The sequence below is a fragment of the Allopontixanthobacter sediminis genome (assembly GCF_009828115.1).
Classification (GTDB): Bacteria; Pseudomonadota; Alphaproteobacteria; order Sphingomonadales; family Sphingomonadaceae; genus Allopontixanthobacter; species Allopontixanthobacter sediminis.
On sequence record NZ_WTYL01000003.1, the window covers coordinates 543,026 to 565,817 of the forward strand.

The 22,792-nt window shown below is 62.4% G+C and carries 29 protein-coding genes; 24 read left to right on the forward strand and 5 right to left on the reverse strand.

Annotated features, from left to right (window positions below):
- Positions 1-70: 70 nt before the first annotated feature.
- From coxB to GRI65_RS13445, 16 genes are all read left to right on the forward strand, one after another.
- Positions 71-1,126 carry a cytochrome c oxidase subunit II gene (gene coxB / locus GRI65_RS13375; protein WP_232844141.1) on the forward strand — a complete coding sequence of 352 codons (1,056 nt, stop codon included), beginning with the start codon at positions 71-73 and terminating at the stop codon, positions 1,124-1,126.
- Between the two features lie 49 nt (positions 1,127-1,175).
- Positions 1,176-2,882 carry a cytochrome c oxidase subunit I gene (gene ctaD / locus GRI65_RS13380; protein ID WP_160757041.1) on the forward strand — a complete coding sequence of 569 codons (1,707 nt, stop codon included), beginning with the start codon at positions 1,176-1,178 and terminating at the stop codon, positions 2,880-2,882.
- Between the two features lie 132 nt (positions 2,883-3,014).
- Positions 3,015-3,941, forward strand: coding sequence for a heme o synthase (locus tag GRI65_RS13385; RefSeq protein WP_160757042.1), 927 nt, complete (start codon positions 3,015-3,017; stop codon positions 3,939-3,941).
- Complete coding sequence (locus GRI65_RS15415) at positions 3,938-4,063, forward strand: hypothetical protein (protein WP_269816329.1); 126 nt, start codon at positions 3,938-3,940, stop codon at positions 4,061-4,063. Before GRI65_RS13385 ends, GRI65_RS15415 begins: the two co-directional genes overlap by 4 nt.
- A 2-nt stretch (positions 4,064-4,065) precedes the next feature.
- Complete coding sequence (locus GRI65_RS13390; protein WP_160757158.1) at positions 4,066-4,638, forward strand: cytochrome c oxidase assembly protein; 573 nt, start codon at positions 4,066-4,068, stop codon at positions 4,636-4,638.
- A 103-nt stretch (positions 4,639-4,741) separates the two neighbouring features.
- A complete protein-coding gene (locus GRI65_RS13395; protein ID WP_160757043.1) occupies positions 4,742-5,563 on the forward strand; it encodes a cytochrome c oxidase subunit 3 in 822 nt (273 codons plus the stop codon).
- Complete coding sequence (locus GRI65_RS13400; protein WP_160757044.1) at positions 5,563-5,949, forward strand: DUF983 domain-containing protein; 387 nt, start codon at positions 5,563-5,565, stop codon at positions 5,947-5,949. The genes GRI65_RS13395 and GRI65_RS13400 overlap by 1 nt, the downstream gene beginning before the upstream one ends.
- Positions 5,946-6,515: an SURF1 family protein gene (locus GRI65_RS13405; protein WP_202391320.1), complete on the forward strand. Its 570-nt coding sequence runs from the start codon at positions 5,946-5,948 to the stop codon at positions 6,513-6,515. The genes GRI65_RS13400 and GRI65_RS13405 overlap by 4 nt, the downstream gene beginning before the upstream one ends.
- An 83-nt stretch (positions 6,516-6,598) precedes the next feature.
- A complete protein-coding gene (thrC, locus tag GRI65_RS13410) occupies positions 6,599-7,999 on the forward strand; it encodes a threonine synthase (RefSeq protein ID WP_160757045.1) in 1,401 nt (466 codons plus the stop codon).
- On the forward strand, positions 7,999-8,889 hold the full coding sequence (locus GRI65_RS13415) for a class I SAM-dependent methyltransferase (RefSeq protein WP_160757046.1): 891 nt from the start codon (positions 7,999-8,001) through the stop codon (positions 8,887-8,889). Before thrC ends, GRI65_RS13415 begins: the two co-directional genes overlap by 1 nt.
- Positions 8,890-8,898: 9 nt before the next feature.
- Positions 8,899-9,270, forward strand: coding sequence for a dihydroneopterin aldolase (locus GRI65_RS13420; RefSeq protein WP_160757047.1), 372 nt, complete (start codon positions 8,899-8,901; stop codon positions 9,268-9,270).
- A 4-nt stretch (positions 9,271-9,274) separates the two neighbouring features.
- Positions 9,275-9,613, forward strand: a complete 339-nt coding sequence (locus GRI65_RS13425; RefSeq protein WP_160757048.1) for a Rossmann fold domain-containing protein — start codon at positions 9,275-9,277, stop codon at positions 9,611-9,613.
- Between the two features lie 4 nt (positions 9,614-9,617).
- Complete coding sequence (moaA, locus tag GRI65_RS13430) at positions 9,618-10,646, forward strand: GTP 3',8-cyclase MoaA (protein WP_160757049.1); 1,029 nt, start codon at positions 9,618-9,620, stop codon at positions 10,644-10,646.
- Between the two features lies 1 nt (position 10,647).
- Entirely contained in the window at positions 10,648-10,890 is a 243-nt protein-coding gene (locus GRI65_RS13435) for a MoaD/ThiS family protein (protein WP_160757050.1), read from the forward strand.
- An 8-nt stretch (positions 10,891-10,898) separates the two neighbouring features.
- Entirely contained in the window at positions 10,899-11,357 is a 459-nt protein-coding gene (locus tag GRI65_RS13440) for a molybdenum cofactor biosynthesis protein MoaE (RefSeq protein ID WP_160757051.1), read from the forward strand.
- An 81-nt stretch (positions 11,358-11,438) separates the two neighbouring features.
- Positions 11,439-11,876 (forward strand): hypothetical protein, encoded by a 438-nt coding sequence (locus GRI65_RS13445; RefSeq protein WP_160757052.1) that lies wholly within the window; start codon positions 11,439-11,441, stop codon positions 11,874-11,876.
- Positions 11,877-11,909: 33 nt separating this feature from the next.
- Here GRI65_RS13445 and GRI65_RS13450 read toward each other — a convergent pair whose 3' ends face one another.
- A complete protein-coding gene (locus GRI65_RS13450) occupies positions 11,910-12,437 on the reverse strand; it encodes a hypothetical protein (RefSeq protein WP_160757053.1) in 528 nt (175 codons plus the stop codon).
- Between the two features lie 237 nt (positions 12,438-12,674).
- On the opposite strand from GRI65_RS13450, the gene rplU reads away from it, so the two are divergent.
- The 3 genes from rplU to GRI65_RS13465 all read left to right on the forward strand — a co-directional run bounded on the left by rplU (position 12,675) and on the right by GRI65_RS13465 (position 14,295).
- Positions 12,675-13,214: a 50S ribosomal protein L21 gene (gene rplU, locus GRI65_RS13455; RefSeq protein ID WP_160757054.1), complete on the forward strand. Its 540-nt coding sequence runs from the start codon at positions 12,675-12,677 to the stop codon at positions 13,212-13,214.
- A 26-nt stretch (positions 13,215-13,240) separates the two neighbouring features.
- Positions 13,241-13,510, forward strand: coding sequence for a 50S ribosomal protein L27 (gene rpmA, locus GRI65_RS13460; RefSeq protein WP_160757055.1), 270 nt, complete (start codon positions 13,241-13,243; stop codon positions 13,508-13,510).
- A gap of 248 nt (positions 13,511-13,758) precedes the next feature.
- Positions 13,759-14,295 (forward strand): GNAT family N-acetyltransferase, encoded by a 537-nt coding sequence (locus GRI65_RS13465; protein WP_160757056.1) that lies wholly within the window; start codon positions 13,759-13,761, stop codon positions 14,293-14,295.
- A 15-nt stretch (positions 14,296-14,310) separates the two neighbouring features.
- Here the strand turns inward: GRI65_RS13465 and GRI65_RS13470 are convergent, their stop codons facing one another.
- Entirely contained in the window at positions 14,311-15,186 is an 876-nt protein-coding gene (locus GRI65_RS13470) for a metal-dependent hydrolase (protein WP_160757057.1), read from the reverse strand.
- 153 nt (positions 15,187-15,339) lie between these two features.
- On the opposite strand from GRI65_RS13470, the gene GRI65_RS13475 reads away from it, so the two are divergent.
- Positions 15,340-15,942 (forward strand): TetR/AcrR family transcriptional regulator, encoded by a 603-nt coding sequence (locus tag GRI65_RS13475; RefSeq protein WP_160757058.1) that lies wholly within the window; start codon positions 15,340-15,342, stop codon positions 15,940-15,942.
- Position 15,943: 1 nt separating this feature from the next.
- Here GRI65_RS13475 and ygfZ read toward each other — a convergent pair whose 3' ends face one another.
- Positions 15,944-16,705, reverse strand: coding sequence for a CAF17-like 4Fe-4S cluster assembly/insertion protein YgfZ (gene ygfZ, locus GRI65_RS13480; RefSeq protein ID WP_160757059.1), 762 nt, complete (start codon positions 16,703-16,705; stop codon positions 15,944-15,946).
- 76 nt (positions 16,706-16,781) lie between these two features.
- Here ygfZ and GRI65_RS13485 point away from each other — a divergent pair, with 76 nt between their 5' ends.
- Entirely contained in the window at positions 16,782-17,669 is an 888-nt protein-coding gene (locus tag GRI65_RS13485) for a DMT family transporter (RefSeq protein WP_160757060.1), read from the forward strand.
- 58 nt (positions 17,670-17,727) lie between these two features.
- Positions 17,728-18,771: a dihydroorotase gene (gene pyrC / locus GRI65_RS13490; RefSeq protein ID WP_160757061.1), complete on the forward strand. Its 1,044-nt coding sequence runs from the start codon at positions 17,728-17,730 to the stop codon at positions 18,769-18,771.
- Here the strand turns inward: pyrC and rarD are convergent, their stop codons facing one another.
- On the reverse strand, positions 18,772-19,683 hold the full coding sequence (gene rarD / locus GRI65_RS13495; protein ID WP_160757062.1) for an EamA family transporter RarD: 912 nt from the start codon (positions 19,681-19,683) through the stop codon (positions 18,772-18,774). It abuts the gene before it with no gap.
- 225 nt (positions 19,684-19,908) lie between these two features.
- Between rarD and GRI65_RS13500 the strand changes: the two genes are divergently transcribed.
- Positions 19,909-20,397, forward strand: a complete 489-nt coding sequence (locus GRI65_RS13500; RefSeq protein WP_160757063.1) for a glycine zipper 2TM domain-containing protein — start codon at positions 19,909-19,911, stop codon at positions 20,395-20,397.
- Between the two features lie 209 nt (positions 20,398-20,606).
- Positions 20,607-21,326, forward strand: coding sequence for a hypothetical protein (locus GRI65_RS13505; RefSeq protein WP_160757064.1), 720 nt, complete (start codon positions 20,607-20,609; stop codon positions 21,324-21,326).
- Positions 21,327-21,342: 16 nt separating this feature from the next.
- Here the strand turns inward: GRI65_RS13505 and astD are convergent, their stop codons facing one another.
- Positions 21,343-22,755 (reverse strand): succinylglutamate-semialdehyde dehydrogenase, encoded by a 1,413-nt coding sequence (gene astD, locus GRI65_RS13510; RefSeq protein ID WP_160757065.1) that lies wholly within the window; start codon positions 22,753-22,755, stop codon positions 21,343-21,345.
- Positions 22,756-22,792 lie beyond the last annotated feature (37 nt).

Here is a 22,792-nt window from a genome sequence, read left to right on the forward strand (position 1 = left end):
TACCGGTCCCCTCTGGGTCCGAGAATGGCTACTCCAGTCGGTTGAAATTCTAGCGGAAAGCGTCGGATTGATGAATTTCGGTACTTGGTCCAAGCGGGCTCTGACAATGGTTACTACTCTTGCTGCGGCCGCCGCTTTGGCGATGTCGCCGCAGGTGGCTATGGCGCAAGACGCTGCAGCGGACGTTACGGCACCCTTGCCTCCGGCGGCCTCGGCACCGGTCATCGATTCCGCGCCTGCTGATGCTGCTGCGACGTCAGATGCGGTTCCTGCCGCGGGCGCCTACCAGCCGCTCGGCACCGACATGATCAAGGGTCAGCCCGTCGAACGGGGTATGACCTTCCAGAATCAGTACACCGATGACGGCGAATTCGCGTTGTGGATGCACGATGCGATTCTCCTGCCGGTCATCACCGTGATCAGCCTGTTCGTTCTCGGATTGCTGCTGTGGGTGGTCGTCCGCTTCAATCGCCGCCGCAACAAGGTCGCATCGAAGACCACGCACAACACCTTCATCGAAGTGGTGTGGACCGTGATCCCCGTGCTGATCCTGGTGGTCATCGCGGTTCCCTCGATCACGCTTCTGGCGCGCCAGTATGAAACGCCGCCTGCCGATGCGGTCACGATCAAGGCGACCGGATACCAGTGGTACTGGGGCTATACCTATCCCGACAACGGCGGGTTCGAGATTGTGTCGAACATGCTGTCGAACGAAGACGCGATTGCCAATGGCGAACCGGCGATGCTGGCGGTCGACAACCGCATGGTCGTGCCGGCGAACACCCCGATCCGCTTGCAGACAACCGCTGCGGACGTCATTCACGCCTTCGCCGTCCCGTCACTGTGGTTCAAGCTCGACGCCGTACCCGGCCGGCTCAACGAACGCTTGCTGACGATCAAGGAACCCGGCATTTATTACGGTCAATGTTCGGAACTGTGCGGCGCACGCCATGGCTACATGCCGATTGCGGTCGAAGCCTTGCCCCGGGCCGAATGGGAAGCGTGGGTCCGCGAACAGGGCGGCACGGTAGCCGGCGATCCGGTTGAAGAAACCGCGGCACCCGCTGCCGCTGCGCCTGCGGAAGCCGCGCCTGCAGATACCGCTCCCGAAGCGGCCGTAAGCTGACTACGACGATAACGTTCGTCACGATTATTTGAAGGTTAAGAGGCACACCATGGCTACCACCGCCGACACGTTCCAGGCTCATACCGAAGATCACGGCCATCATGACGCCGATCACAAGCCGGCGTTCTTTGCCCGCTGGTTCATGTCCACCAACCACAAGGATATCGGTACACTGTACCTGATCTTTGCGATCTGTGCGGGCATCATCGGCGGTTTCATTTCCGGCATCATGCGGATGGAACTGGCGGATCCGGGCATCCAGTATCTCGGCTATTGGGTCAGCCTGATGGGCGGCGAAGCCAGCTTCGATGCCAATTTGCACATGTGGAACGTGCTGATTACCGCACACGGCCTGATCATGGTGTTCTTCATGGTCATGCCCGCCATGATCGGCGGTTTCGGCAACTGGTTCGTGCCGCTGATGATCGGCGCGCCGGACATGGCGTTCCCGCGGATGAACAACATTTCGTTCTGGCTAACCGTTGCCGGTTTCACCAGCCTCATGTTCTCGACCTTCGTTCCCGGCGGGACCGGGATGGGCGCCGGCATCGGCTGGACCGCTTACGCACCGCTTTCAACCACCGGCAGCACCGGTCCTGCGGTCGATTTCGCAATTTTCTCGCTCCATCTCGCGGGCGCCGCGTCGATCATGGGCGCGATCAACTTCATCACCACCATCTTCAACATGCGCGCGCCGGGGATGACCCTGCACAAGATGCCGCTGTTCGTGTGGTCGGTGCTGGTCACCGCATTCCTGCTGCTGCTGGCGCTTCCGGTTCTGGCGGCGGCGATCACCATGCTGCTGACCGACCGTAATTTCGGCACTACCTTCTTCGATCCCGCCGGCGGCGGCGATCCGGTGCTGTACCAGCATCTGTTCTGGTTCTTCGGCCATCCCGAAGTGTACATCATGATCCTGCCGGGCTTCGGCATGATCAGCCAGATCGTAGCTACTTTCAGCCGCAAGCCAGTATTCGGCTATCTCGGCATGGCGTACGCCATGGTCGCGATCGGCCTGGTCGGGTTCGTAGTCTGGGCGCACCACATGTACACCACCGGTCTCGACGTGAATACGAAGATGTATTTCACCGCTGCGACCATGGTTATCGCAGTTCCGACCGGCGTGAAGATCTTCAGCTGGATCGCCACGATGTGGGGCGGTTCGATCGAATTCAAGTCGCCGCTCGTATGGTCGATGGGCTTTATCTTCCTGTTCACCGTGGGCGGTGTGACGGGCGTGGTCCTTGCCAATGGCGGCGTGGACGATGTGCTGCACGACACCTATTACGTGGTTGCTCACTTCCACTACGTGCTGTCGATGGGCGCAGTGTTCAGCCTGTTCGCCGGCTTCTACTACTGGTTCCCGAAGATGAGCGGCAAGATGCACAGCGAATTCCTCGCGCATCTGCACTTCTGGGTGTTCTTCATCGGGGTGAATATCATCTTCTTCCCGCAACACTTCCTGGGAATGGACGGCATGCCGCGCCGGATCCCGGATTATCCGGAAGCGTTCGCCTACTGGAACAACATTTCGTCCTACGGCTATTACATCATGGCCGGATCGATGGGGATATTCTTCGTCAACCTCGCCTATGCGTTCATCGCCGGCAAGAAGGCGGGCGACAATCCTTGGGGCGAGGGTGCGACTACGCTGGAATGGACCCTTTCCAGCCCGCCGCCCTATCACCAGTTCGAAACGCTACCGGTGATCGAGGACCATCACGATTACCACGATCACCGTCCGGTAACGGCCTGACGGTTTCGCCGCCCCGCAAACAGGGCGGCAGCAGAAAAAAAGGGGTGGGGGTGTGCCGGATACGGTGCGCCCCCATCTTTCCAACGAATTGGGCCAACCAACCGAGGAGCAAGCCGCGAGGCTTCGAGACAGATGACCACCGCTGCACCCATCACGAAACAGGCGCTGCCCACCGATTGGCGTGATTTCTACGCGCTGACCAAGCCGCGCGTGATGAGCCTGGTGATCTTTACCGGCCTGTGCGGGCTGCTCGCCGCGCCCGGGTCGATCAACCCGGTGCTCGGGTTTACCGCTATCCTGTGCATTGCGCTTGGCGCTGGCGGGGCGGGTGCGCTCAACCAATGGCTCGAAAGTGATCTCGATGCCGGGATGAAGCGGACCCAGAAGCGCCCGATACCGGCTGGCCGGATGGACCCGACGAACGCCCGCGATTTCGGAATTGCCCTGTCGGTCCTCTCGGTCTGCCTGATGGGTATCGCGATCGGCTGGCTGGCAGCGTCGATCCTGCTGGTGTCGATACTCTATTACGCGATCATCTATACGATGTGGCTGAAGCCGCGCACCCCGCAAAACATCGTCATCGGCGGCGCGGCAGGGGCATTCCCCCCGATGATCGGTTGGGTCGCGGTTACCGGCGATATCACCTTGATGCCGGTGCTGCTGTTTGCGATCATCTTCATGTGGACCCCGCCGCATTTCTGGGCACTCGCACTGTTCATCAAGAGTGATTATGCCAAGGTCGGTATTCCGATGATGCCGGTCGTTCGCGGGCAGGCGTCGACCCGCCGCCAGATCATGGTTTATTCGGTGTTGCTGGTGCCGATCGCCGCCGCGCCTTGGTTTATCGGCGGCACCGGGGCGATTTACGGGATCATCTCCATCGCCTTGTCGCTCGCGTTCCTCGCGCTGTCGGTCCCGGTTGCCACGCGTATTTCCGAAGATGGCGATGCGATGAAGCCGGAAAAGCGGCTGTTCGCCTTCAGCATCCTCTACCTGTTCGCCCTGTTCGCTGCGTTGGTCGTCGACCGGGTGGCGGCCTACCAAGGATTTGCGCTATGACGCCCGAAGAACTCGCGGAATTCCGCCGCCGGCAGAAAAGCCGCAACTGGGTATTGGGTGGCTTGCTGGTGTTTTTTGCCGTGTTGTTTTACGCCATTACGATTGTCCGCATGGGTGACTGATGATGAACAGTAGCGCGATCAACAACAAGAATAACCGCGTCGGCCTGATTGCATTCCTGGGTGCGCTGGCCATGCTCGGCATGGGGTATGCGGCGGTACCGCTGTACCAGTTGTTCTGCCAGGTGACCGGATTTGGCGGCACCACGCAGCGGGCCAGCGCAGAGGAAGCCAGCCTTGCCGAGCGCGCGGCGGCCAGCGCCGGGGGCAAGCAGATTTCCATCCGGTTCGACGGTAACATCGCCAGCGATGTGCCGTGGACCTTCAAGCCCGAACTGGCGACGGATACCATCCGCATCGGGGTCCGCGATATCGCGTTCTACACAGCCCGCAACAACAGCAACGTACCGATTACGGGCACTGCGACCTTCAACGTCGAACCGGAACAGACGGGCAAGTACTTCAACAAGATCCAGTGCTTCTGCTTTACCGAACAGACGCTGCAGCCCGGCGAAGAAGTGCGTATGCCGGTGCTCTATTTCGTCGATCCCGCGATCCTTGCGGACGAGAATGCCAAGGATGTGGAACAGATCACGTTGAGTTACACCTTCCATAAGGCGATTGATCCCGCATCATAGGGACACGCCGGGCAAAATTGCCAGATAGCCGCGCGCGGCACTGGACCTGATAAACGTGGCCTATTATGGGCAACCGAAACCGCTCTGACAGGATAAGAGATTCATGGCTGGCAAAGTAAACCACAGTTACCACATTCTGCCGCCGGATATCTGGCCGCTTGCGCTGTCCGTATCGGCGCTCACGTTCACGAGCGGCATGGTGCTGTTCATGCACGAAATGGCCAACGCGCATCTGGTACTGGGTATCGGGGTAGCGGGTTTGATCGCCAGTTTCTTCAGCTGGTTTTCCAACATCGTCAAGGAAGCGGAAGAAGGCCACCATACGCCGGTGGTGCAGTTGCATCTTCGTTACGGGATGATCCTGTTCATCGCGTCCGAAGTGATGTTCTTCGTCGGCTGGTTCTGGAGCTGGTTCGATTTCTCCCTGTTCCCGAGCACGATTTCCGAAGTGATCGCGGGCGAATGGCCGCCCAAGGCAATCGAAGCGGTGATGGATCCGTTCGACCTGCCGCTGCTCAACACGCTGATCCTGCTGTGTTCGGGCACCACCGTAACCTGGGCGCACCACTCGCTGATCCACGGTGACCGTGACGGGCTGAAGAAGGGCCTGTGGGCTACGATCCTGCTCGGCATCCTGTTCTCCGCAATCCAGGCTTACGAATACAGCCACGCGCCGTTTGCATTCGGCGGCAACACCTACAGTTCCGCATTCTACATGGCGACCGGGTTTCACGGCTTCCACGTATTGGTCGGTACGATCTTCCTGATCGTCTGCCTCGTGCGCAGCTACAAGGGCCACTTCACTCCGCGCCAGCATTTTGGTTTCGAAGCGGCGGCGTGGTACTGGCACTTCGTCGACGTGGTGTGGTTGTTCCTGTTCATTGTCGTCTACGTCTGGGGCGGTTGGGGCGCTGAAATACATTAATGACCTCAGGTGATCCTGAAATTCCGGAAGGGCAGCCACGCATGGGCGAGGCTGCCCTTTTGGGTTTGTGTCCCCGCTGCGGGGGACGGACGCTGTTTGGCGGGCTGACCAGATTCGCGGATCATTGCCGCACCTGTTCACTGGATTTCTCGAAATTCAACGTGGGCGACGGACCCGCCGCGTTCCTGATCCTGATCATCGGTGCATTGATCGTCGGCCTCGCGATGTGGCTGCAATTGTCTTACGAACCGCCCGTCTGGGTGCATGTCCTCCTTTGGGTGCCGCTCACTACGGCGCTGGTGATCTTCGGCCTGAGAGCCGCGAAGGCCGCGCTGGTGTTTGCCGAATACCGCAATCATGCGGGCGAAGCAGGACGCAAGCCATGAAAATACGCGAGCTCCCGGTCGTCGCCACGATCATCGTCCTCGCTGCGGTCGCGACCATGATTGCGTTGGGCTTCTGGCAGCTTGGCCGCCTCCAGGAAAAGGAGGCGCAGCTGGCAATTTATTCCGCCGCCCAGTCCGACGTAAGCGAAATCGCCTATCCCCGCGACAAGGCTTCGCTGCAGGCAGCACTGTACCGCCGTAGCCGTTTCGAATGCGCGCGGGTGACGAATATCCTTTCCGTATCAGGCAGCTCCGCCAACGGGCAGAGCGGGTGGGCACACAAGGCCGAATGTGTGTTGCCGGACGGGGCGACCGGAGAAGTTGCGCTGGGCTGGTCACGCGATCCGGCAGCACCGGAATACACTGGCGGAACGGTCACCGGGATCATCGCGCCGGGCGGCCGGATCGTGGCTGATCCGCCGCTGGCCGGGCTCGAACCGCTGGCGAAGCCCGACCCGGCGGATATTCCCAACAACCATCTCGCCTATGCCGGGCAGTGGTTCTTCTTCGCCCTGACGGCGCTGGTGGTGTTCTTCCTGGCGGTTAAGCGACGCGCGGAAACGTAAGCGCGGCGCAGCAGCGCAAGTTTCGCCGCCCCAAGCGCCTCTCGCTTGCCCTTGCATCGCTGCGCAGCTAACCGCCTTTCCCTATGGACTATATCTCGACCCGCGGCGCTGCGCCGACTCTTGATTTCGAAGGCGCGACACTGGCCGGGCTGGCGCAGGACGGCGGGCTGTATCTGCCGGCGCACTGGCCGCAGTTCAGCAAAGACGAGATCGCCGCGATGGCCGGACTGCCTTATGCGAAATTGGCAGCGCGCATCATGCAGCCGTTCGTGGGCGATAGCCTGACCGGCGAAGAGCTGGGCGCCTTGTGTGATCAGGCTTATGGCCGCTTTTCCCACGCGGCCGTAACTCCGCTAACCCAATTCGACGAGCAGCAATTTCTGCTGGAACTGTTCCACGGCCCGACACTCGCGTTCAAGGACGTGGCCCTGCAATTGCTCGGTCTGCTGTTCGAGAAATTCCTCACTCGCAGCCATGATCACCTGACCATCGTCGGTGCGACCAGCGGCGATACCGGGTCCGCCGCGATCGACGCGGTCGCCGGGCGGGAGCGGATCGACATCTTCATGCTCCACCCCAAAGGCCGGGTCAGCGATGTCCAGCGCCGCCAGATGACCACGGTCCGCGCGCCCAACGTCCACAATATCGCCATCGAAGGCAGCTTCGACGACGCGCAGGCGATGGTGAAGCGGGTATTCCGCGATCCGGCGATGAATTCGCGGCTCCACATCGGCGCGGTGAATTCCATCAACTGGGCACGGCTGATGGCGCAAGTGGTGTATTATTTCGCCGCCGCGCTGCAGCTCGGCGCTCCCCGGCGCAAGATTGCGTTTTCCGTCCCCACGGGCAATTTCGGGGACGTGTTCGCGGGCTATGTTGCGGCGAAGATGGGACTGCCGATCGAGCGACTGATCGTGGCGACGAACATCAACGACATTCTTCACCGTGCCTTGTCGCAGGGCGATTACTCCGCCGGAACGGTCACCGCCACCGCGGCACCGTCCATGGATATCCAGGTCAGTTCCAATTTCGAGCGGCTACTGTTCGATTGCGGCGGGCGGGACGGCGCGGCCATGGCGGCGCAGATGGGCACGTTCGAGGCGGACAAGGCAATGCGGCTGACCAACGCCCAGCGTGAGGGGGCGGCGGGCCTGTTCACCAGCGCGCGTGCCGATGCGAACGACATGGCCCGGGCGATGCGTTGGGCCAGCGAGGCGTGCGGCGAGATTATCGACCCGCATACCGCCATTGGCCTCCACGCAGCGCGCGATTCCGGCCTTTCGGCAGATATTCCCGTCGTAACCCTTGCAACCGCGCATCCGGCGAAGTTCCCCGACGCGGTGGAACGCGCCACTGGCCAGCGCCCGCATTTGCCGGCCCGCGTCGGTGACCTGTTCGCGCGCGAGGAAGCCTACACCGAACTACCGGGCGATTACGATGCGGTCACCGCCTTCATCGCCGAACGCGCTACACCGGGTTCCTGATGGCGGAGCTGGCCGAACAACCGCGGATTCTCGAAGGGACGGCGTGGGATGATTACGGGCTGGTCGACAGCGGGGACGGGCGCAAGCTTGAACGCTATGGCCCGTACCGCTTCATCCGGCCCGAACCGCAGGCGATGTGGCAGCCGCGCTTTTCGCAGTGGGAAGCTCAAGCGGAATTCGTTCCCGGATCGGACGAGGATGGCGGCGGCCGGTGGCTCTACGATAACCCCGTCCCGGAAGGCGGTTGGCCGCTGAAATGGCGCGAAGTGGGCTTCACCGCGCAATGCACTCCCTTTCGGCATCTCGGCTTCTTTCCCGACATGGCGCCGGTTTGGGACTGGATGCGGCAGCAACTGGACGGCAGGACCGATGCGCAGACTCTCAATCTGTTCGGATATACCGGTGTCGGCAGCCTTGCGCTCAGCCAACACGGCCCGGTCACCCATGTCGATGCCTCCAAGAAATCGGTCGCCCAGGCGCAGGCCAACGCGCTGCTGGCCGGCATGGAAGAGCGCCCGATCCGCTGGCTGGTGGACGATGCCGCGAAATTCACCGCGCGCGAGGTTCGGCGGGAAAAGCGATATGACGGAATTATTCTCGACCCGCCCAAATTCGGGCGCGGACCGAAGAACGAAACCTGGCGCATCGAGGACTGCCTCGCTCCGCTGGTGGGGGATTGCCGCGAACTGCTCGATGCGGACAGCCGGTTCCTGTTCCTGACGGTTTACGCCGTGCGCATGTCCAGCCTCGCGCTGGGCGGATTGCTGGCGGAATTGTTCGCTGATTTGCCTGGGGTAATCGAACACGGCGATCTCGCTGTTCGGGAAGAAGGGGAGGGGGCGCGCCTGCTCCCGACCGCAATCTTCGCGCGCTGGCGCAATACCGTCTAGGGGGCTGGCATGGCCGATTCGCTTATCCTGGAAGTTGCCGATTTCGAGCACGACGTCCTGACCGGCATCTATTCGGAGGAAACCGGAAAGCCGCAGCCGCTGAGGATCAGTATGGCCGTGACGCTTAAATGCGCTGATCGGTACGATCCAGAGACTCCGCTGGACGCCAGCAAGAACTATATGGACCTCAAATTCGCCGCCAGTGAAGGGTTGCCCCCGGGCGTCCATTTCAAGCTGATCGAGGCGGTTGCGGACCATATAATCGAAACGCTGATGGTACAGGACGAGCGGGTCGAAGCGGTCACCGTCAAGATTGTCAAACTGGCGATTGCCGAGGCGAACGAGCAGATCGGTATAACCCTCACGCGGCACCGGCGCTGATCCGGTGCAGAGAGTACTGCGGATTGATGGTTTGCCGGGCAGCGCGATCGACGCAGCGGCGGAATTTCACCGCGTCTGGCTTACGCAGGTCAGGGCGGCAGTTGCGGAAAACATTTCCTCACTCGTTTTAGTGATGCCAGCCGCGCCGCACGATCACCGCGACTGGCGGCTGGGGCTGGCCCGCGATCTGGCCCGCGAAGCGGCACCGTGCCGGGTCAATGTCCTCGCAGGCGCTGACACCAGCGCGATCGCCGCGACGCTGGAATATCTCGAGCGCGCGCCGGGCGTGACCGGCCAACTGCTGGTAACCGATGGCCAAGGCGCGGGAAATCCGGCACATTAGCGTCATGGATGGTACCTCCGCCCCGATTACAGCCGATGCCCGCCTGCTGGTCGACACGTTCCAGCGCCGGATTACCTATCTTCGGCTGTCCGTGACTGACCGCTGCGATCTGCGCTGCACCTATTGCATGCCGGAGAAGATGAAATTCCTGCCCCGCGCGGAAGTGCTTTCGCTGGAGGAATTGCACCAACTGTCGCTCGCATTCATCGCCCGCGGTGTTCGCCGGATCCGGCTGACCGGCGGCGAGCCGCTGGTGCGGCGCGACATGATCGACCTGGTAAAGGCCCTCGGGAAGGAACTGGGTCGCGGTCTGGACGAACTTACCCTGACGACCAACGGTACCCGATTGGCGGACCACGCCGAGGCTCTCGCTTCTGCAGGGGTCAGGCGGATCAATGTTTCGCTCGACACGCGCGATCCAGTCCTGTTCGAGCGGCTAACCCGGCGTAACCAGTTGTCGCAGGTGCTGGAAGGGATCGCGGCGGCGCAGTCGGCCGGACTGCAGGTCAAACTGAACACAGTCGCGCTCAAAGGACTGAACGAGGACGAGTTGCCTGACCTGATTGCCTGGGCTCACGGACAGCGTCATGACGTCACCTTGATCGAAACCATGCCGCTGGGCGAAGTCGATGGCGACCGGATCGATCATTACCTGCCGCTTGGCGGGGTGAAGGACAGTCTGGAAGCGCGCTGGACGCTGACCCCGTCCGGTCATCGGACCGGCGGCCCGGCCCGCTATTTCGATATCGGGGAGACTGGCGGCCGGCTGGGCCTGATCACGCCCCTCACAAACAATTTCTGCGAGGGATGCAACCGCTTGCGGGTGACCGCGACCGGCCAGCTGTATCCATGCCTCGGCGGCGGGGAGCGGGTCGATTTGCGGGCGGCGCTGCGTTCCGGCGATCCCGCCGTGCGGCTCGACGCAGCCCTGGACGAGGCGATGCGGATCAAGCCGGAGAAACATCATTTCCGGATCGAGGCACGCGGGGCGGAACCCGCCCAGCCGCGGCACATGTCGATGACCGGCGGCTGACATGCCGGTGCGGGTGCTATTTCTGGGGCAATTGGCCGACCTGGCAGGGACCGGCGAAATCAGCGTGCCGGCGCCGCTGGACTGGGACGGTTTGTTGCGCTCGGTCCCGGCGGCGGTGGCCGAACGGCTCCCCGCGGAAACGGTCAAACTCGCCTGCGCGGGACAAGTGCTGGCGGACAAGATATCCTTGTGCGCGATGGACGGTGATGAAGTTGCGCTGCTGCCGCCGGTGAGCGGGGGCTGAGAACGCTCATGCGCGACATCCGCCTGATCGACCGGCCATTCATTCCCGGCACCCTGATCGATCCTTTCACGCAGGCCAATCCCGGTCTCGGCGGGGTGTGCACCTTCGTTGGCGAAGTGCGCGCAGAAGGCGGCGTCGAAGCGCTGGAACTGACTCATTACGAACCGCTGACTCTGCCCGGGATGAACGCGCTCGCGGACCGTGCCTGCGCCCGCTTCGACCTGATGGGTCTGCTGATGGTTCACCGGATCGGGATGATCCGTCCGGGCGAACCGATCGTCTGTGTATCGGCCGCGGCCCGGCACCGCCGCGATGCCATCGACACTGTCGATTTCGTGATGGACCACCTGAAGAGCGCCGCGTGGTTCTGGAAACGCGAGAAGCGCGCTAACGGCTGGCATTGGATCGAACCGCGTGCAGAGGATCATGCCGATCTGGCGCGCTGGAAAATGCCGCACCCCGAATAAAATCGGTTCGATTTGACTTGGGTCAAAGCGTCGCCGGATTGGCGGGCGCAAAGATATTCCCGGCTCAAGGGAGTATTGACTATGTCCAGACATCTTACCCGCGAAGTGATTGCCGACCAGGCAAATGTCGTCGCAGTCCCCACGATTGTCGAAGCGTTGCAGCCGGTCCAGGTCGACCGCAGTTTCGAGATGCCGACCGGCCTCTATGTTGCCACTGCCGCCTGCTACCTCGCATTCCTGGCAATTCTGGTGACATCCTTTTCCAGCCCCGGGCTGATACTGCCGATGGCGATCATCGGAGTCCTTATCGCCGGTTTTTTCGGCGTTCCCGCGGCATGGACCCGTATGGCCCCCGGCAGCGCGAAGCGCGCCATGTCCTCGGGGCAGTTCAGCCGGGGCGGTATCATGACGCTGACGGGCCGCCTGTCCGCCGGGGAAGCCACCGTGCAGATGTTGATCCTGCCGGTTCTCATCGTTCTGTGGGCCTTGGCAGTAGTTACCATCGCCGCCCTGATCTGACATCAATGGCCGGATCATTGCGGGCCGGGTGCGTCAGCGCATCCTGGCCCGCAATCCGGACAGGACCGTATCTTCTTCCGCAATCAGTGCTGTGACGGCGTTGCGAGTATCCTGGATGGCCTGCCGCTGTTCGAGTGCAATGGAGGCATCTGCGTGCAGCAGGTCGAGATCGCCGAGCGGCACCGCTGCCTCGCTACGCGCCGATTCGAGGCTTGCCAGTGCAACTTGGGCGCTGGCCCAGCGGTCGCTGGTAACATCCGTTCCCGCCGCCGCATCGACCAGCCGCGCCGTTGCCGGCGCAGCGTCCATGAAGCGGCGATGTGCGCTGGCCGCGGTGCTTTGCAGCTGCGCCAGCCGTGCCACCAGGTCGGCGGGCGGGGGCGATTCGGGTATTGGTTCGACCGGGATATCGACCGGCTGAAACGCACCCTCGACCCGCTCGACATCGCGCACGGCCAGCGAAGGATAGGCTGTACTTTGGCTCGCACAGCCGGACAGCAGAATTGCGGCAAGGCCTATGGCCATTTCGGGCGAGCGGAGGTAAGGGGGAATGGATAGCATCGTATGGTTCTTACCCCCGGCGTCCGCGTGATGCCAGCGTCAGTAATGACAGGGGGTGATTGTCTGGGTGGGAATACATGCAGGGTGACCTGCAAAACCTGACTTCGGCGTTGACTTGAGGGTGATCATCCCTTAACGGCTCCGATCTTTCCGGGGGTCCGCAATCTGCGGTTCCTTGGTCGCGCCGGTTCCCTCGTGGGGGCCGGCACAGCATTTTATATTGAAAGTGAAATCACCATGTTCGCAGTCGTGCGCACAGGCGGCAAACAATACCGGGTTGCTGCCGGAGACAAGATCGCAGTTGAAAAACTCAGCGGAGAAGCCGGTGACACGGTAACGCTGGGCGATGTCCTGCTCGCCGGTGAAGGCGATTCGATCGCGGATGCATCGAAGGTTGCTGTTTCGGCAGAAATCATTGCGCAGGCCAAGAGCGAGAAGGTGATCGTTTTCAAGAAGCGTCGCCGTCATAACTATCGCCGCAAGGCCGGGCATCGCCAGCAACTGACGCTGCTGCGCATCCTGTCGGTTGGTGACAGCAAGGCTCCGGCCAAGAAGACTGCCGCACCGAAGGAAGAAGCGGCTCCGGCTGCGGAAACCAAGGCTGCGCCCGAGAAGAAGGCTCCGGCCAAGAAGGCTGCACCCGCCAAGGCTGCTGCCGAGAAGGCTCCGGCCGAGACGAAAGCCGCAGAAAAGAAAGCTGCGCCGGCGAAGAAGGCTGCTGAAAAGAAGCCTGCCGCCAAGAAAGCACCGGCTGCCAAGGCCGCGGACAAGAAATAAGTCGCAAGACTTCGGAGTAATACGAGATGGCACATAAAAAAGCAGGCGGTTCATCCCGCAACGGTCGCGACTCGGCAGGTCGCCGCCTTGGTGTGAAAAAGTTCGGCGGTCAGGAAGTGATCGGCGGCAATATTCTCGTGCGCCAGCGCGGGACGAAGTTCTATCCGGGCTCGAATGTCGGCCTCGGCAAGGATCACACCCTTTTTGCGACTGCAGAAGGCCGCGTGCGATTCCATTCTGGCAAACAAGGCCGGAAGTATGTGTCGGTCGATGTGATGGCAGAAGCCGCAGAATAAACGGACGTAGCCACTGACATGGGCCGTCCGACAGGATGGCCCAGCCGGTTCTAGCCGGCACCGAAGAGGGAGAATGGGCCACCTTGTTTCAAGGGGGCCGGTCTCCCTTTTATCGTTTCTCCCTCGTGCGAGGTCCGGGCGCAAACAGGTCTCGGACTGGCGAAAAGTGCTTTCGCCGCAATGGGATTGTCACGCAATGACCCTAACGGGACGGTTAGGTCGGAGCGGGGCGGGAGGAGAGACGTTTCATGTTCTATCGCAGCATCAGGCTGTTCCTGCGGCCCGTATGGCCCGAGGACTGGCAGGATATCTGGCAGGGAATTGCCGACGAGGGGATCACCCGTAATCTGGCGACGGCACCATGGCCCTACACCAGGGACCATGCGCGCAGCTTTGTGTCCTTGTCGCGCGATCCCGCCTTTCCGTCGTTCCTGCTGACCCGGCCTTCGCACGGTGGCGCGGTTATCGGCTGCGCCGGTCTTGGAGATCAGGGCGGGAAGGCGGAACTCGGCTATTGGATCGCCCGCCCTTATTGGGGTCAGGGCTACGCCACCGAAGCGGCAAAGGCCGTGCTCGAGATTGCGCGGATGCTCGGCCACGACCAGGTCGTGGCGAGCCATTTCCTCGATAACCCGGCGTCCGGCAAGGTGCTGCGCAAGGCGGGTTTTCGGCCGACCGGGCGTGTAGAACCGCATCGCTGCGTGGCCCGCGGCGAAGATGCCGATGCTGCGGTCTACCTTTGTGATCTGGACGAAGATTCGCGAATGCCGCAACGTGCGGCATAGTAATTGCTGGCGGAATTATTCCGCCGGCATGACTGCATCGGGAAATTCGCTCTCATAAACGCGGATCAGCGGCCGGTCGTCATGGTTCCAAGGGTGAAAGCCCGGCATGAAGTAGGCAAACCACTGAGGAACGATACGGCGCAGGAAGCCGGGCTTCCACAGCAGATAGGCGGCGATCTTCAATTTCCATTTGAAGCCTGTCAGCCCGTCTTGCGCCAGCAATTCGGCCATATCCGCGACGCGGTGACCGATGAACCGCTTGGTCACGATCAGCATCAACAGCGATTTGACCTTCCACCGGCGGAACCGGCTCCAATCCCGTGTGGCGTGCAGCCAGGTGTCATAGGCGACGCCCTTGTGCTCCACTTCTTCCGCCGAATGCCAGCGCCACAGATCGCCGAGATCCCCTGCCGCTCCTTCGAGGTGCGCGGGATTGGACAGCAATTCCTGTCCCAGCATCGCAGTGAAATGTTCCAGCGCCATCGTCGCCGCGAGGTTGAGGATTTGCGGGCGGCCCTTGGTCATGGCGAGCATTTCTTCGACCCGCCGGTCGATAAAGGCGATATCGTACCCCGCACTCTCGGCCAGCTTGTTGAACACGATGTGTTCGCGGGTGTGGTTGATTTCCTGCTTCACGAAAGCGCGGATTTCTGCCGCCAGCTTAGGTGACGCGTTGTCGCGGTGGGCCTTGACCGATTCGATGAAAAACGCCTCGCCCCGGGGGAAAGTTGCGGACAGAGCGTTGAACCAGGCGGTGGCGACGGGATCGCCGTTCAGCCACCACCGCTTCGCCGCCATATCGCGGCCGAACCGCCGATCGCGGACCACGATATCAAGGTCTGCAGGGCTCCGGGAAATGTGATCGAGATCGAAACTGGTGGGGGCGTTCATGGCAGGATTCCGTAGTTGAATTCAACCTCTGAATATTCACTACTTACATTGTTGTCAATAAGGATTTGGCGCGGGATCGCCCTTGTCGAACGTCGGTGTCGGTTCTACCCCAGCGATTGCGCACTACCGAAACCACGGGGACTTTACGCCAGAATGACAAACCGCAGACGTTTATCTCCCGAGGAATCCCGCTCCGCCGCGCTGCAGGCCGCGCGCGCGCTGTTGATTGAGAGCGGACCGCAATCAGTGACGCTGAAAGCCGTAGCTGGGCGGATCGGGCGGACACACGCGAACCTGCTGCATCACTTCGGCTCCGCATCGGGTCTGCAGAAGGCGCTGGCGGAACATCTGGCGTGGACCGTGTGCGAGACGATCAAGGACGCGGTGCGTGCCAGTCGGGTTGGGCTCGGAACACCGCGCGAAGTGGTCGACCTCGCGTTCGATGCGTTCGACAAGGAGGGGGCGGGGGCGCTCGCGGGCTGGATGCTGCTGACCGGCAACGAAGACGCGCTCGATCCGATTGTCGAGGCGATCCACGCACTGGTCGATGAGATCGCGCCCGAGGAAGCGAGCCATGGCCGGATCAGCGAGATGCGGGTGCATGAGGAAACGCTGACGCTGGTATTGCTGGCACTGGGTGACGCACTGATGGGAGCGGCGCTGGCGAAATCGTTGAACCTGCCCCGTAGCGCGGTTCGGGACCGGGCCGAACGCATGCTGACCGCTTCCGTGGAGGAAGGGACTCACGCCGGGTAACCTATTCGGGGTCAGCGTCGCCCTGTGGTTGGAGATGCATCCACGGCGGCGCCAGATCTGCGGGTATGTCCGCAACGCGGCGGTGATCCAGCGCCAGTTCGAGGTCGGGATAGGCAGCCTTTCGCCGTTTTTCGTCGGACTGCGCCATCGGCACCACGATCAACCGCCGGTTGACCTTCTGCCGCCAGTTCATTCGCGCCGTGTTCTCCTGCCCGACATAGCATCCCTTGGTGAAGGAGACGCCGTGAAGTTCCGCGGCGTTGGTTTCCAGCCACAGGATATCGCCAAGATCCGCCCGTCCTTCAGGAACTCCGAGGCTTAGACGATGCGCGCGCCAGGCGGCGTCTCCTGCTTCGTCCGTGTCCGAAACAGTAGCGATCGAGCGGCTCCCGAGCTCCGCCAGCCGGGGATCCGGGGCCGTGCCCGCCCCAGTGTCGCCAGCCGTTTCGGCCTGCCAGTAAATCCCGAGCGTAGGGTCGCGCGAAATCGTGATCTTGCGGCGCAGCCGGTACAGGGAAAGGCGCTTAACAAGGTCATCCGCCGCGGCTGCCTCGCAGTCCAGCAGCAAGTCGCCCTTGTCGCCGGGCCATACCAGGAAGTCGAACATCGCCTTTCCCTGGGCGCTCAGCAGGCCGGTCCAGACCGGCAGGGGGCCGGTAACATCATTGGTGACGAGGCCCTGCAAAAACGCCGCGACATCTTCGCCGCCGTCTATTGGGGCCAGCCGGATTACGGCGCGGTCGAACAGGCGGGTTGCATTCATAGCGCTTAGGTGGACCTTCTGCCGGAAAAAGCAACGGGTCTGGCCGCGCGGCGAAAAGTGCTGCTATGGCGCCACCATGTCCGCGCGCAGCCTGTCACTCCTGACCTTCATCTGCATGTTGTGGGCGCTGAACGTGGTGGTCAGCCGGCTGGTGGTAGACGGCATGGGTGTCCCGCCGCTCTGGTTTGCCGCGCTTCGGTCGCTGGTAGTGGTAACCGTCCTTGCCAGATACCTGCGCCCGCTTCCGCCGAGATGGCCGTGGGTGGCGCTGGTTACCTTCATGATCAGCGGCGGTTCGTTCGGGTTGCTGTTCGCGGGCTTGCGCGATGCGACGCCCTCCGCCGCCGCAGTGGTCAGCCTGTCCGGCGCGCCGCTCACCGTGGTGTTCGCGATCCTCATCCTCAAGGAAAAGGTCCGCTGGCGGCGCGGGGTTGGCATCGCGCTGTCGTTTCTCGGCGTGGCGGTGGCAATCGCCTCGCCCAGCGGCTGGTCGAGCAGCGTCGGTCTCATCTTCGTGGGCGCATCGGCAATAGTCGGTGCGCTCGGTTCGGTATGGCTCAAGACCATCGAACTCCCGCCTCTGCGGCTGCAAGCGTGGGCCGGGCTGGTGTCCGCAATTGTCCTGTTTCCGTTAAGCGCCATGACCGAGGGCGGACAGGCCACATCGATTATCGCGGGCGGATGGCGCTTCGCCGCCGGGCTGGCGTTCTCGGCGCTGGTGGTGTCGGTCTTTGCCCATACCGTTTATTTCCGGCTGTTGCGGGATCACGACGCCAACCTGATCGCTCCGCTCACCTTGATGACCCCGATTTTCACCATCGCTGCGGGCGCGGCGATCACCGGTGACGATGTCGGGCCGCAATTGCTGATCGGCGCGCTCATTGCCGCCTCGGGCGTGCTCGTGATCCTGGTCCGGCCAAGCCGCGAGCTGTTCAAACCCCTGCTGGTCCGGACGAGAATCTGATCGCGGGAATTCGGGATAGTGGTGACAAGTCGCGTGTTCCCCGCTTAGGGAGCAACCTATGGCAGAACCTACCTCACTGACCCTGCGCCGCCCCGACGATTGGCATGTCCACCTGCGCGATGGCGACATCATGCGCGGCGTCGCGCCACATACCGCGCGGCAATTCGCCCGCGCAATCGTGATGCCGAACCTGTCGCCCCCGGTGACCACGGTCGCCGCGGCGGAGGCGTACCGGGCGCGTATCCTGTCGGCGGTGCCGCAGGGGATGGATTTCACTCCGCTGATGACCGCGTACCTTACCGATGCCAGCGATCCCGACGAACTCGCGAACGGGTTTGCCAGCGGCGTGTTCACCGCGGCGAAACTCTATCCCGCGAACGCGACGACGAATTCCGCACATGGCGTTAGCGACATCCGCGCGATTCTACCATCGCTGGAGAAGATGCAGGACATCGGCATGGCCCTGCTGATCCACGGTGAGGTTACCGATGACGATGTCGACATCTTCGACCGGGAGGCGGTGTTCATCGACCGCGTCCTCGCCAATCTGGTGCGCGACCTGCCCGCTCTGAAGATCGTTTTCGAACACATTACCACCCGCGATGCCGTCCAGTTCGTCGAGCAAACCGGCGAAAACGTTGCGGCCACGATCACCCCTCAGCACCTTCAAATCAACCGCAACGCCATGCTGGTCGGCGGGATGCGCCCGCACGCCTATTGCCTGCCTGTGGCCAAACGCGAGTTACACCGGCTGGCCCTGCGCGAGGCGGCGACTTCGGGTTCGGCGAAATACTTTCTCGGCACCGACAGTGCGCCGCACGAGGTCAGCACCAAGGAAAGTTCCTGCGGCTGTGCGGGAATTTTCAACGCGCCCTTCGCGCTGGAAAGCTACGCTACCGTGTTCGAGGAAGAAGGCGCGCTGGGCCGGTTGGAGGCGTTCGCATCTGAAAACGGACCGCGCTTCTACGGTTTGCCGCTGAACGAAGGAACGGTGACGCTGGAACGCGCGGAAGTGGTAGTTCCGGACTTGGTGGATGCCAACGGTGCAGGGATCGTCCCATTCCATGCTGGGGCTACGCTCCGTTGGCGGTTCGCTGGATAATCAGGGCAGGGCAGCGATTTTTGCCCGGTTCCGCCGTGCTATCAGGTCCCAGACAAAGATTGCCAGCGCGGTCCAGATCAGCAGGAAGCTGGCAAGCTGGATGAGTCGTAAGTCCTCGCCGAATACGAACAGGCCCAGGAAAAAGACGATCGTCGGCGCGATGAACTGGATAAAGCCGAGCACTGAATAATCCATCCGCCGTGCGGCAATGGCGAACAGCAGCAGGGGGATTGCGGTGAGCACGCCGCCGAGCATGATGATCAGGCTCAGCGTAGCGTCCTGGCCGAAAGCCGATCCCGCCGATGTGGTGCTGTAATAATAGGCCACGCCCAAAGCGGGGACCAGCAGGATCGCCGATTCGATTGTCAGGCCGGGAAGGGACCCGACCGCGACCTGTTTACGCAGGAGGCCGTAGGTTCCGAAACTGAGGGCAAGCGACAAGCTGATCCACAAGGTGGAGTACGCTCCGCCGAGCAGTAACAGCACGCCGGCGGCGGCGATGGCGACCGCGGTCCATTGGCGGCGCGTCAGCTTTTCCTTCAGCAGCAGCGTCCCCAGCAGCACGTTGACCAGGGGATTGATAAAATAGCCCATGCTGGCGGCGAGGACGTGGCCCGACTTGACCGCCCAGACATAAACCAGCCAGTTACCGCCAATCAGTACGGCGCTGCCGGTCAGGGTCAGCATGACGCGCCGGTCTCCGAGCGCCTTGCGGAGATCGGCCCCTTGCCGCCGGAGTGCGACGATCACCAGACAGATCGGGACTGTCCAGATAATCCGCCAGCCAACGAACTCGAGCGCGGGTACGGTCTTCACGAGAATCAGGTAAAGCGGAAGGAACCCCCAGATCACATACGCGGCGAGCGCGGCGGGCAGGCCGGACGGCGGCGCATCGTTCTGGGGCAATTCCATCGATCGCCTTTAGTTTGGGCCGATGCGCCGGGCAAGGGCTGCCTTTTCATCGGCTTGCCGCCCGATTTCATTCGCTTCGTCGCAATTTTTAATTCCTGCATCTCCGGTTGCGAACTGTTCAGGAATGTCAGCCTATTCCTGAACACATCGAATAACCCACTCGCTTTTGTTCTCCCCGGTGAGGGCTGGACCAAAGAACCGAAGCACCAGAAAAGGATGAGTACGATGACGATCAAGAGCAAGACATTCGCCGCATTGGCACTCGCAATTCCCGCTTTCGCGATGAGCGCGCCGGCGATGGCTGTTGCGCCGATGCAGGCACCGCAGTCTGTTTCCTACGGCGCGGCATCGGTCCATGCCGACCCCGTCTTTGAGAACGGTCGCGATCGTTATGACCGGCGTTACAACCGTGGCCGCGGCCACGACCGGTATGATCGCCGGGACAGCCGGGATTACCGCAACCAGGGATATCGCGGCGACAATTACGGTCACGAGGTCCGCCGCGACACCCGCATCTGGCGCGACCGTGACGGACGGTATCGTTGCCAGCGTGATGACGGCACCACGGGCCTGCTGATCGGCGGCGCGGTGGGCGGACTGCTCGGTAACGAAGTTGCCGGCCGCGGAGACAAGACGCTCGGGGCAATCCTCGGGGCAGCAGGCGGCGCGATCCTTGGTCGCTCGATCGACCGGAGCAATTCGCGCTGCAGGTAAGCCGAACAGCTGATCCAAAACTCGACGCATCAAGCGCCCCGCTGCATCTCCGGATGCGGCGGGGCGTTTTTGCGTTTACAGTCGGCTAAGGATTGTCCCGATAAGCTTCCCGTTACGGGACATGGTGGGCGGAGCATCTTGGAAGCGGGGCCTTTCTGGACGTAATCCGCCAAGTAACGTCCAAAGCCAGTTGTTTCCGGAGTATGCCCATGAAGTTCCGTCCCGCCCTTATGGCAGCCACCCTACCGTTCATGCTGCTCGCGGGCTGCGGCAACGGGGCCGACGATGCAGATACGGCGGCCGAGATGGATCCAGCGACGCAGGCGGCACTTGGCGATCCGATCATGGTCGATCCCGATCTCGCGGGCCAGAACGAGGCGAACGCGGGCCTGACCGGCGGAGGAAATGGCTCCTTGCCGGCAGAAGCGACCACTCCGGCGGCGATTAAGGGAGCCCGCGAAGATGCGATGGCGCTGGTCGGCGGCAGCGTGAACATGAAGGCCCCGCCCAAGGCCACGGTTGTTGAAGGCGACGTGCCGGAAACTGCCGTCCTGACCGCGGCAAGCCGGGCGGCAGTGCTGCCAAACGGCACGGATTGCACCGCGGCAGCCGAGTATTCCGCCGCGTGGGCCGCCCGCCTGCCGGTCACTTTCCCGGTCTATCCGCGCGGTGCGACACAGGAAGCCGCCGGTACCGACAAGGGGCAGTGCTCCCTCCGAGTGGTCAATTTCCTGACCCCGGCAACGCTCGATGAAGTCCTGTCGTTTTACTACAGCCGGGCCACGAACGAGGGCTACACCGCCGAACATTTGAAGGTTGCGGGCGACAATGTCCTCAGCGGAACCAAGGGCGGGGCAGCATTCGTGGTCTATGCGCGGAAACAGGCGAATGGCCTGACCGACGTGGACCTGGTCACCAGCGGCAAGTAGCGCTGCGGATCGCAGCCTAGTTGGTGAAACCCACGCCGACGCTGGCGCGAGGCTGGTCCATCTCGCTGCTGGCGACCGGATAAGCGCAGTAATCCGCGGCGTAATAGGCTGCCGGGCGGTGGTTGCCGGACAGGCCGATTCCGCCGAAGGGCGCGCTCGACGATGCGCCATTGGTCGGCCGGTTCCAATTTACGATCCCGGCGCGGATATTCGCCCAGAACCGGTTGTAGTCCTGCGGTCCGCCGCCGATCAGCGATGCCGACAACCCGAAGCGGGTGCGGTTCGCCTCGGCAATGGCTTCGTCGAAATCGTCGACCTTGATCACCTGCAGCAGCGGCCCGAACAATTCGACATCGGGGCGCTCGGTCATCGCGGTCGTGTCGATAATCGCAGGCGAGAGAAACGGCAGTTCGTCGTCTTTGCGGGTCAGGTGCTTGATCGCCTTGCCGCCGTGCGAAAGCAGGTAGAGGAAGCTCTCGACCAGTTGGTCCGCTGCGGCGTTGTCGATCACCGGGCCCATGAACGGCGCGGGATCGGCGAACGGTTGGCCAACGATGATCCGCTTTGTCAGGTTGCGCACTTCCTCGATGATCGGATCGTACATCTTCGCGGTTACGATCAGCCGCCGCGCGGCGGTGCAACGCTGGCCCGCGCTGGTGAAGGCGGACTGCACGATCAGCATCGCCGCGTCTGAGATTTTCGGCGTGTCGATCACGACGATCGGATTGTTGCCGCCCATCTCCAGCGCGACGATCTTGCCGGGGTTGGCCGCAAGCTTCTTGTTGATAGCGATGCCCGCCTGCGCCGAACCGGTGAACAGCACCCCGTCGATGCCGGAATGCGCGACCAGCGCCTTGCCTTCCTCGGGGCCACCAATTAGCAGCTGCGCCACGGCGGCCGACATCCCGGCACGGTGGAAGCACTGGATCAGCAATTCGCCGACCGCAGGGGTTTTCTCGCTCGGCTTGAAGATGACCACGTTGCCCGCGATCAGTGCTGGGATGATGTGGCCGTTGGGCAAATGCGCCGGGAAATTATAGGGGCCGAGCACAACCAGTACGCCGTGCGGTTTGTGACGCACGGCAGCAGTGCCCTGGAGCGCGGAATCGAGCTTCTTCTGCCCGGTCCGGTCGGCATAGGCGGTGACCGAGATATCGACCTTGTTGATCACCGCTTCGACTTCGGTGCGCGCTTCCCACAGCGGCTTGCCGGTTTCGCGCGCGATCAGGTCAGCCAGTTTCTCGCCTTCCTTGCGCACTTCGTTGGCGAAGCGGCGGCACAGTTCGATCCGTGTCGCAAGCGGCTTGGCGGCCCAGGCGGGCCACGCCCTCCGCGCCCGATCAACAGTCTCATCGACATTGCCGACCGGTGCGCGCCATAATTCTTCGCCCGTGGCAGGCTCGTAAGAAATAATTTCGGTCTGGGACACTGTGTCGAAACTCTCCGGTTGCGACCTGCCTGTCGGG

Coding starts and splice junctions, on each gene's coding strand:
- GRI65_RS13485 (WP_160757060.1), top strand. CDS start 16,782: ATGTCCGCGCGCAGCCTGTCACTCCTGACCTTCATCTGCATGTTGTGG.
- ygfZ (WP_160757059.1), bottom strand. CDS start 16,705: ATGAATGCAACCCGCCTGTTCGACCGCGCCGTAATCCGGCTGGCCCCA.
- GRI65_RS15415 (WP_269816329.1), top strand. CDS start 3,938: ATGACGCCCGAAGAACTCGCGGAATTCCGCCGCCGGCAGAAAAGCCGC.
- GRI65_RS13420 (WP_160757047.1), top strand. CDS start 8,899: ATGGCCGATTCGCTTATCCTGGAAGTTGCCGATTTCGAGCACGACGTC.
- pyrC (WP_160757061.1), top strand. CDS start 17,728: ATGGCAGAACCTACCTCACTGACCCTGCGCCGCCCCGACGATTGGCAT.
- rarD (WP_160757062.1), bottom strand. CDS start 19,683: ATGGAATTGCCCCAGAACGATGCGCCGCCGTCCGGCCTGCCCGCCGCG.
- ctaD (WP_160757041.1), top strand. CDS start 1,176: ATGGCTACCACCGCCGACACGTTCCAGGCTCATACCGAAGATCACGGC.
- moaA (WP_160757049.1), top strand. CDS start 9,618: ATGGATGGTACCTCCGCCCCGATTACAGCCGATGCCCGCCTGCTGGTC.
- coxB (WP_232844141.1), top strand. CDS start 71: ATGAATTTCGGTACTTGGTCCAAGCGGGCTCTGACAATGGTTACTACT.
- GRI65_RS13500 (WP_160757063.1), top strand. CDS start 19,909: ATGACGATCAAGAGCAAGACATTCGCCGCATTGGCACTCGCAATTCCC.
- GRI65_RS13465 (WP_160757056.1), top strand. CDS start 13,759: ATGTTCTATCGCAGCATCAGGCTGTTCCTGCGGCCCGTATGGCCCGAG.
- GRI65_RS13470 (WP_160757057.1), bottom strand. CDS start 15,186: ATGAACGCCCCCACCAGTTTCGATCTCGATCACATTTCCCGGAGCCCT.
- GRI65_RS13385 (WP_160757042.1), top strand. CDS start 3,015: ATGACCACCGCTGCACCCATCACGAAACAGGCGCTGCCCACCGATTGG.
- GRI65_RS13450 (WP_160757053.1), bottom strand. CDS start 12,437: ATGCTATCCATTCCCCCTTACCTCCGCTCGCCCGAAATGGCCATAGGC.
- GRI65_RS13400 (WP_160757044.1), top strand. CDS start 5,563: ATGACCTCAGGTGATCCTGAAATTCCGGAAGGGCAGCCACGCATGGGC.
- GRI65_RS13475 (WP_160757058.1), top strand. CDS start 15,340: ATGACAAACCGCAGACGTTTATCTCCCGAGGAATCCCGCTCCGCCGCG.
- thrC (WP_160757045.1), top strand. CDS start 6,599: ATGGACTATATCTCGACCCGCGGCGCTGCGCCGACTCTTGATTTCGAA.
- GRI65_RS13405 (WP_202391320.1), top strand. CDS start 5,946: ATGAAAATACGCGAGCTCCCGGTCGTCGCCACGATCATCGTCCTCGCT.
- GRI65_RS13415 (WP_160757046.1), top strand. CDS start 7,999: ATGGCGGAGCTGGCCGAACAACCGCGGATTCTCGAAGGGACGGCGTGG.
- GRI65_RS13440 (WP_160757051.1), top strand. CDS start 10,899: ATGCGCGACATCCGCCTGATCGACCGGCCATTCATTCCCGGCACCCTG.
- rpmA (WP_160757055.1), top strand. CDS start 13,241: ATGGCACATAAAAAAGCAGGCGGTTCATCCCGCAACGGTCGCGACTCG.
- GRI65_RS13505 (WP_160757064.1), top strand. CDS start 20,607: ATGAAGTTCCGTCCCGCCCTTATGGCAGCCACCCTACCGTTCATGCTG.
- GRI65_RS13445 (WP_160757052.1), top strand. CDS start 11,439: ATGTCCAGACATCTTACCCGCGAAGTGATTGCCGACCAGGCAAATGTC.
- rplU (WP_160757054.1), top strand. CDS start 12,675: ATGTTCGCAGTCGTGCGCACAGGCGGCAAACAATACCGGGTTGCTGCC.
- GRI65_RS13390 (WP_160757158.1), top strand. CDS start 4,066: ATGAACAGTAGCGCGATCAACAACAAGAATAACCGCGTCGGCCTGATT.
- GRI65_RS13395 (WP_160757043.1), top strand. CDS start 4,742: ATGGCTGGCAAAGTAAACCACAGTTACCACATTCTGCCGCCGGATATC.
- GRI65_RS13435 (WP_160757050.1), top strand. CDS start 10,648: ATGCCGGTGCGGGTGCTATTTCTGGGGCAATTGGCCGACCTGGCAGGG.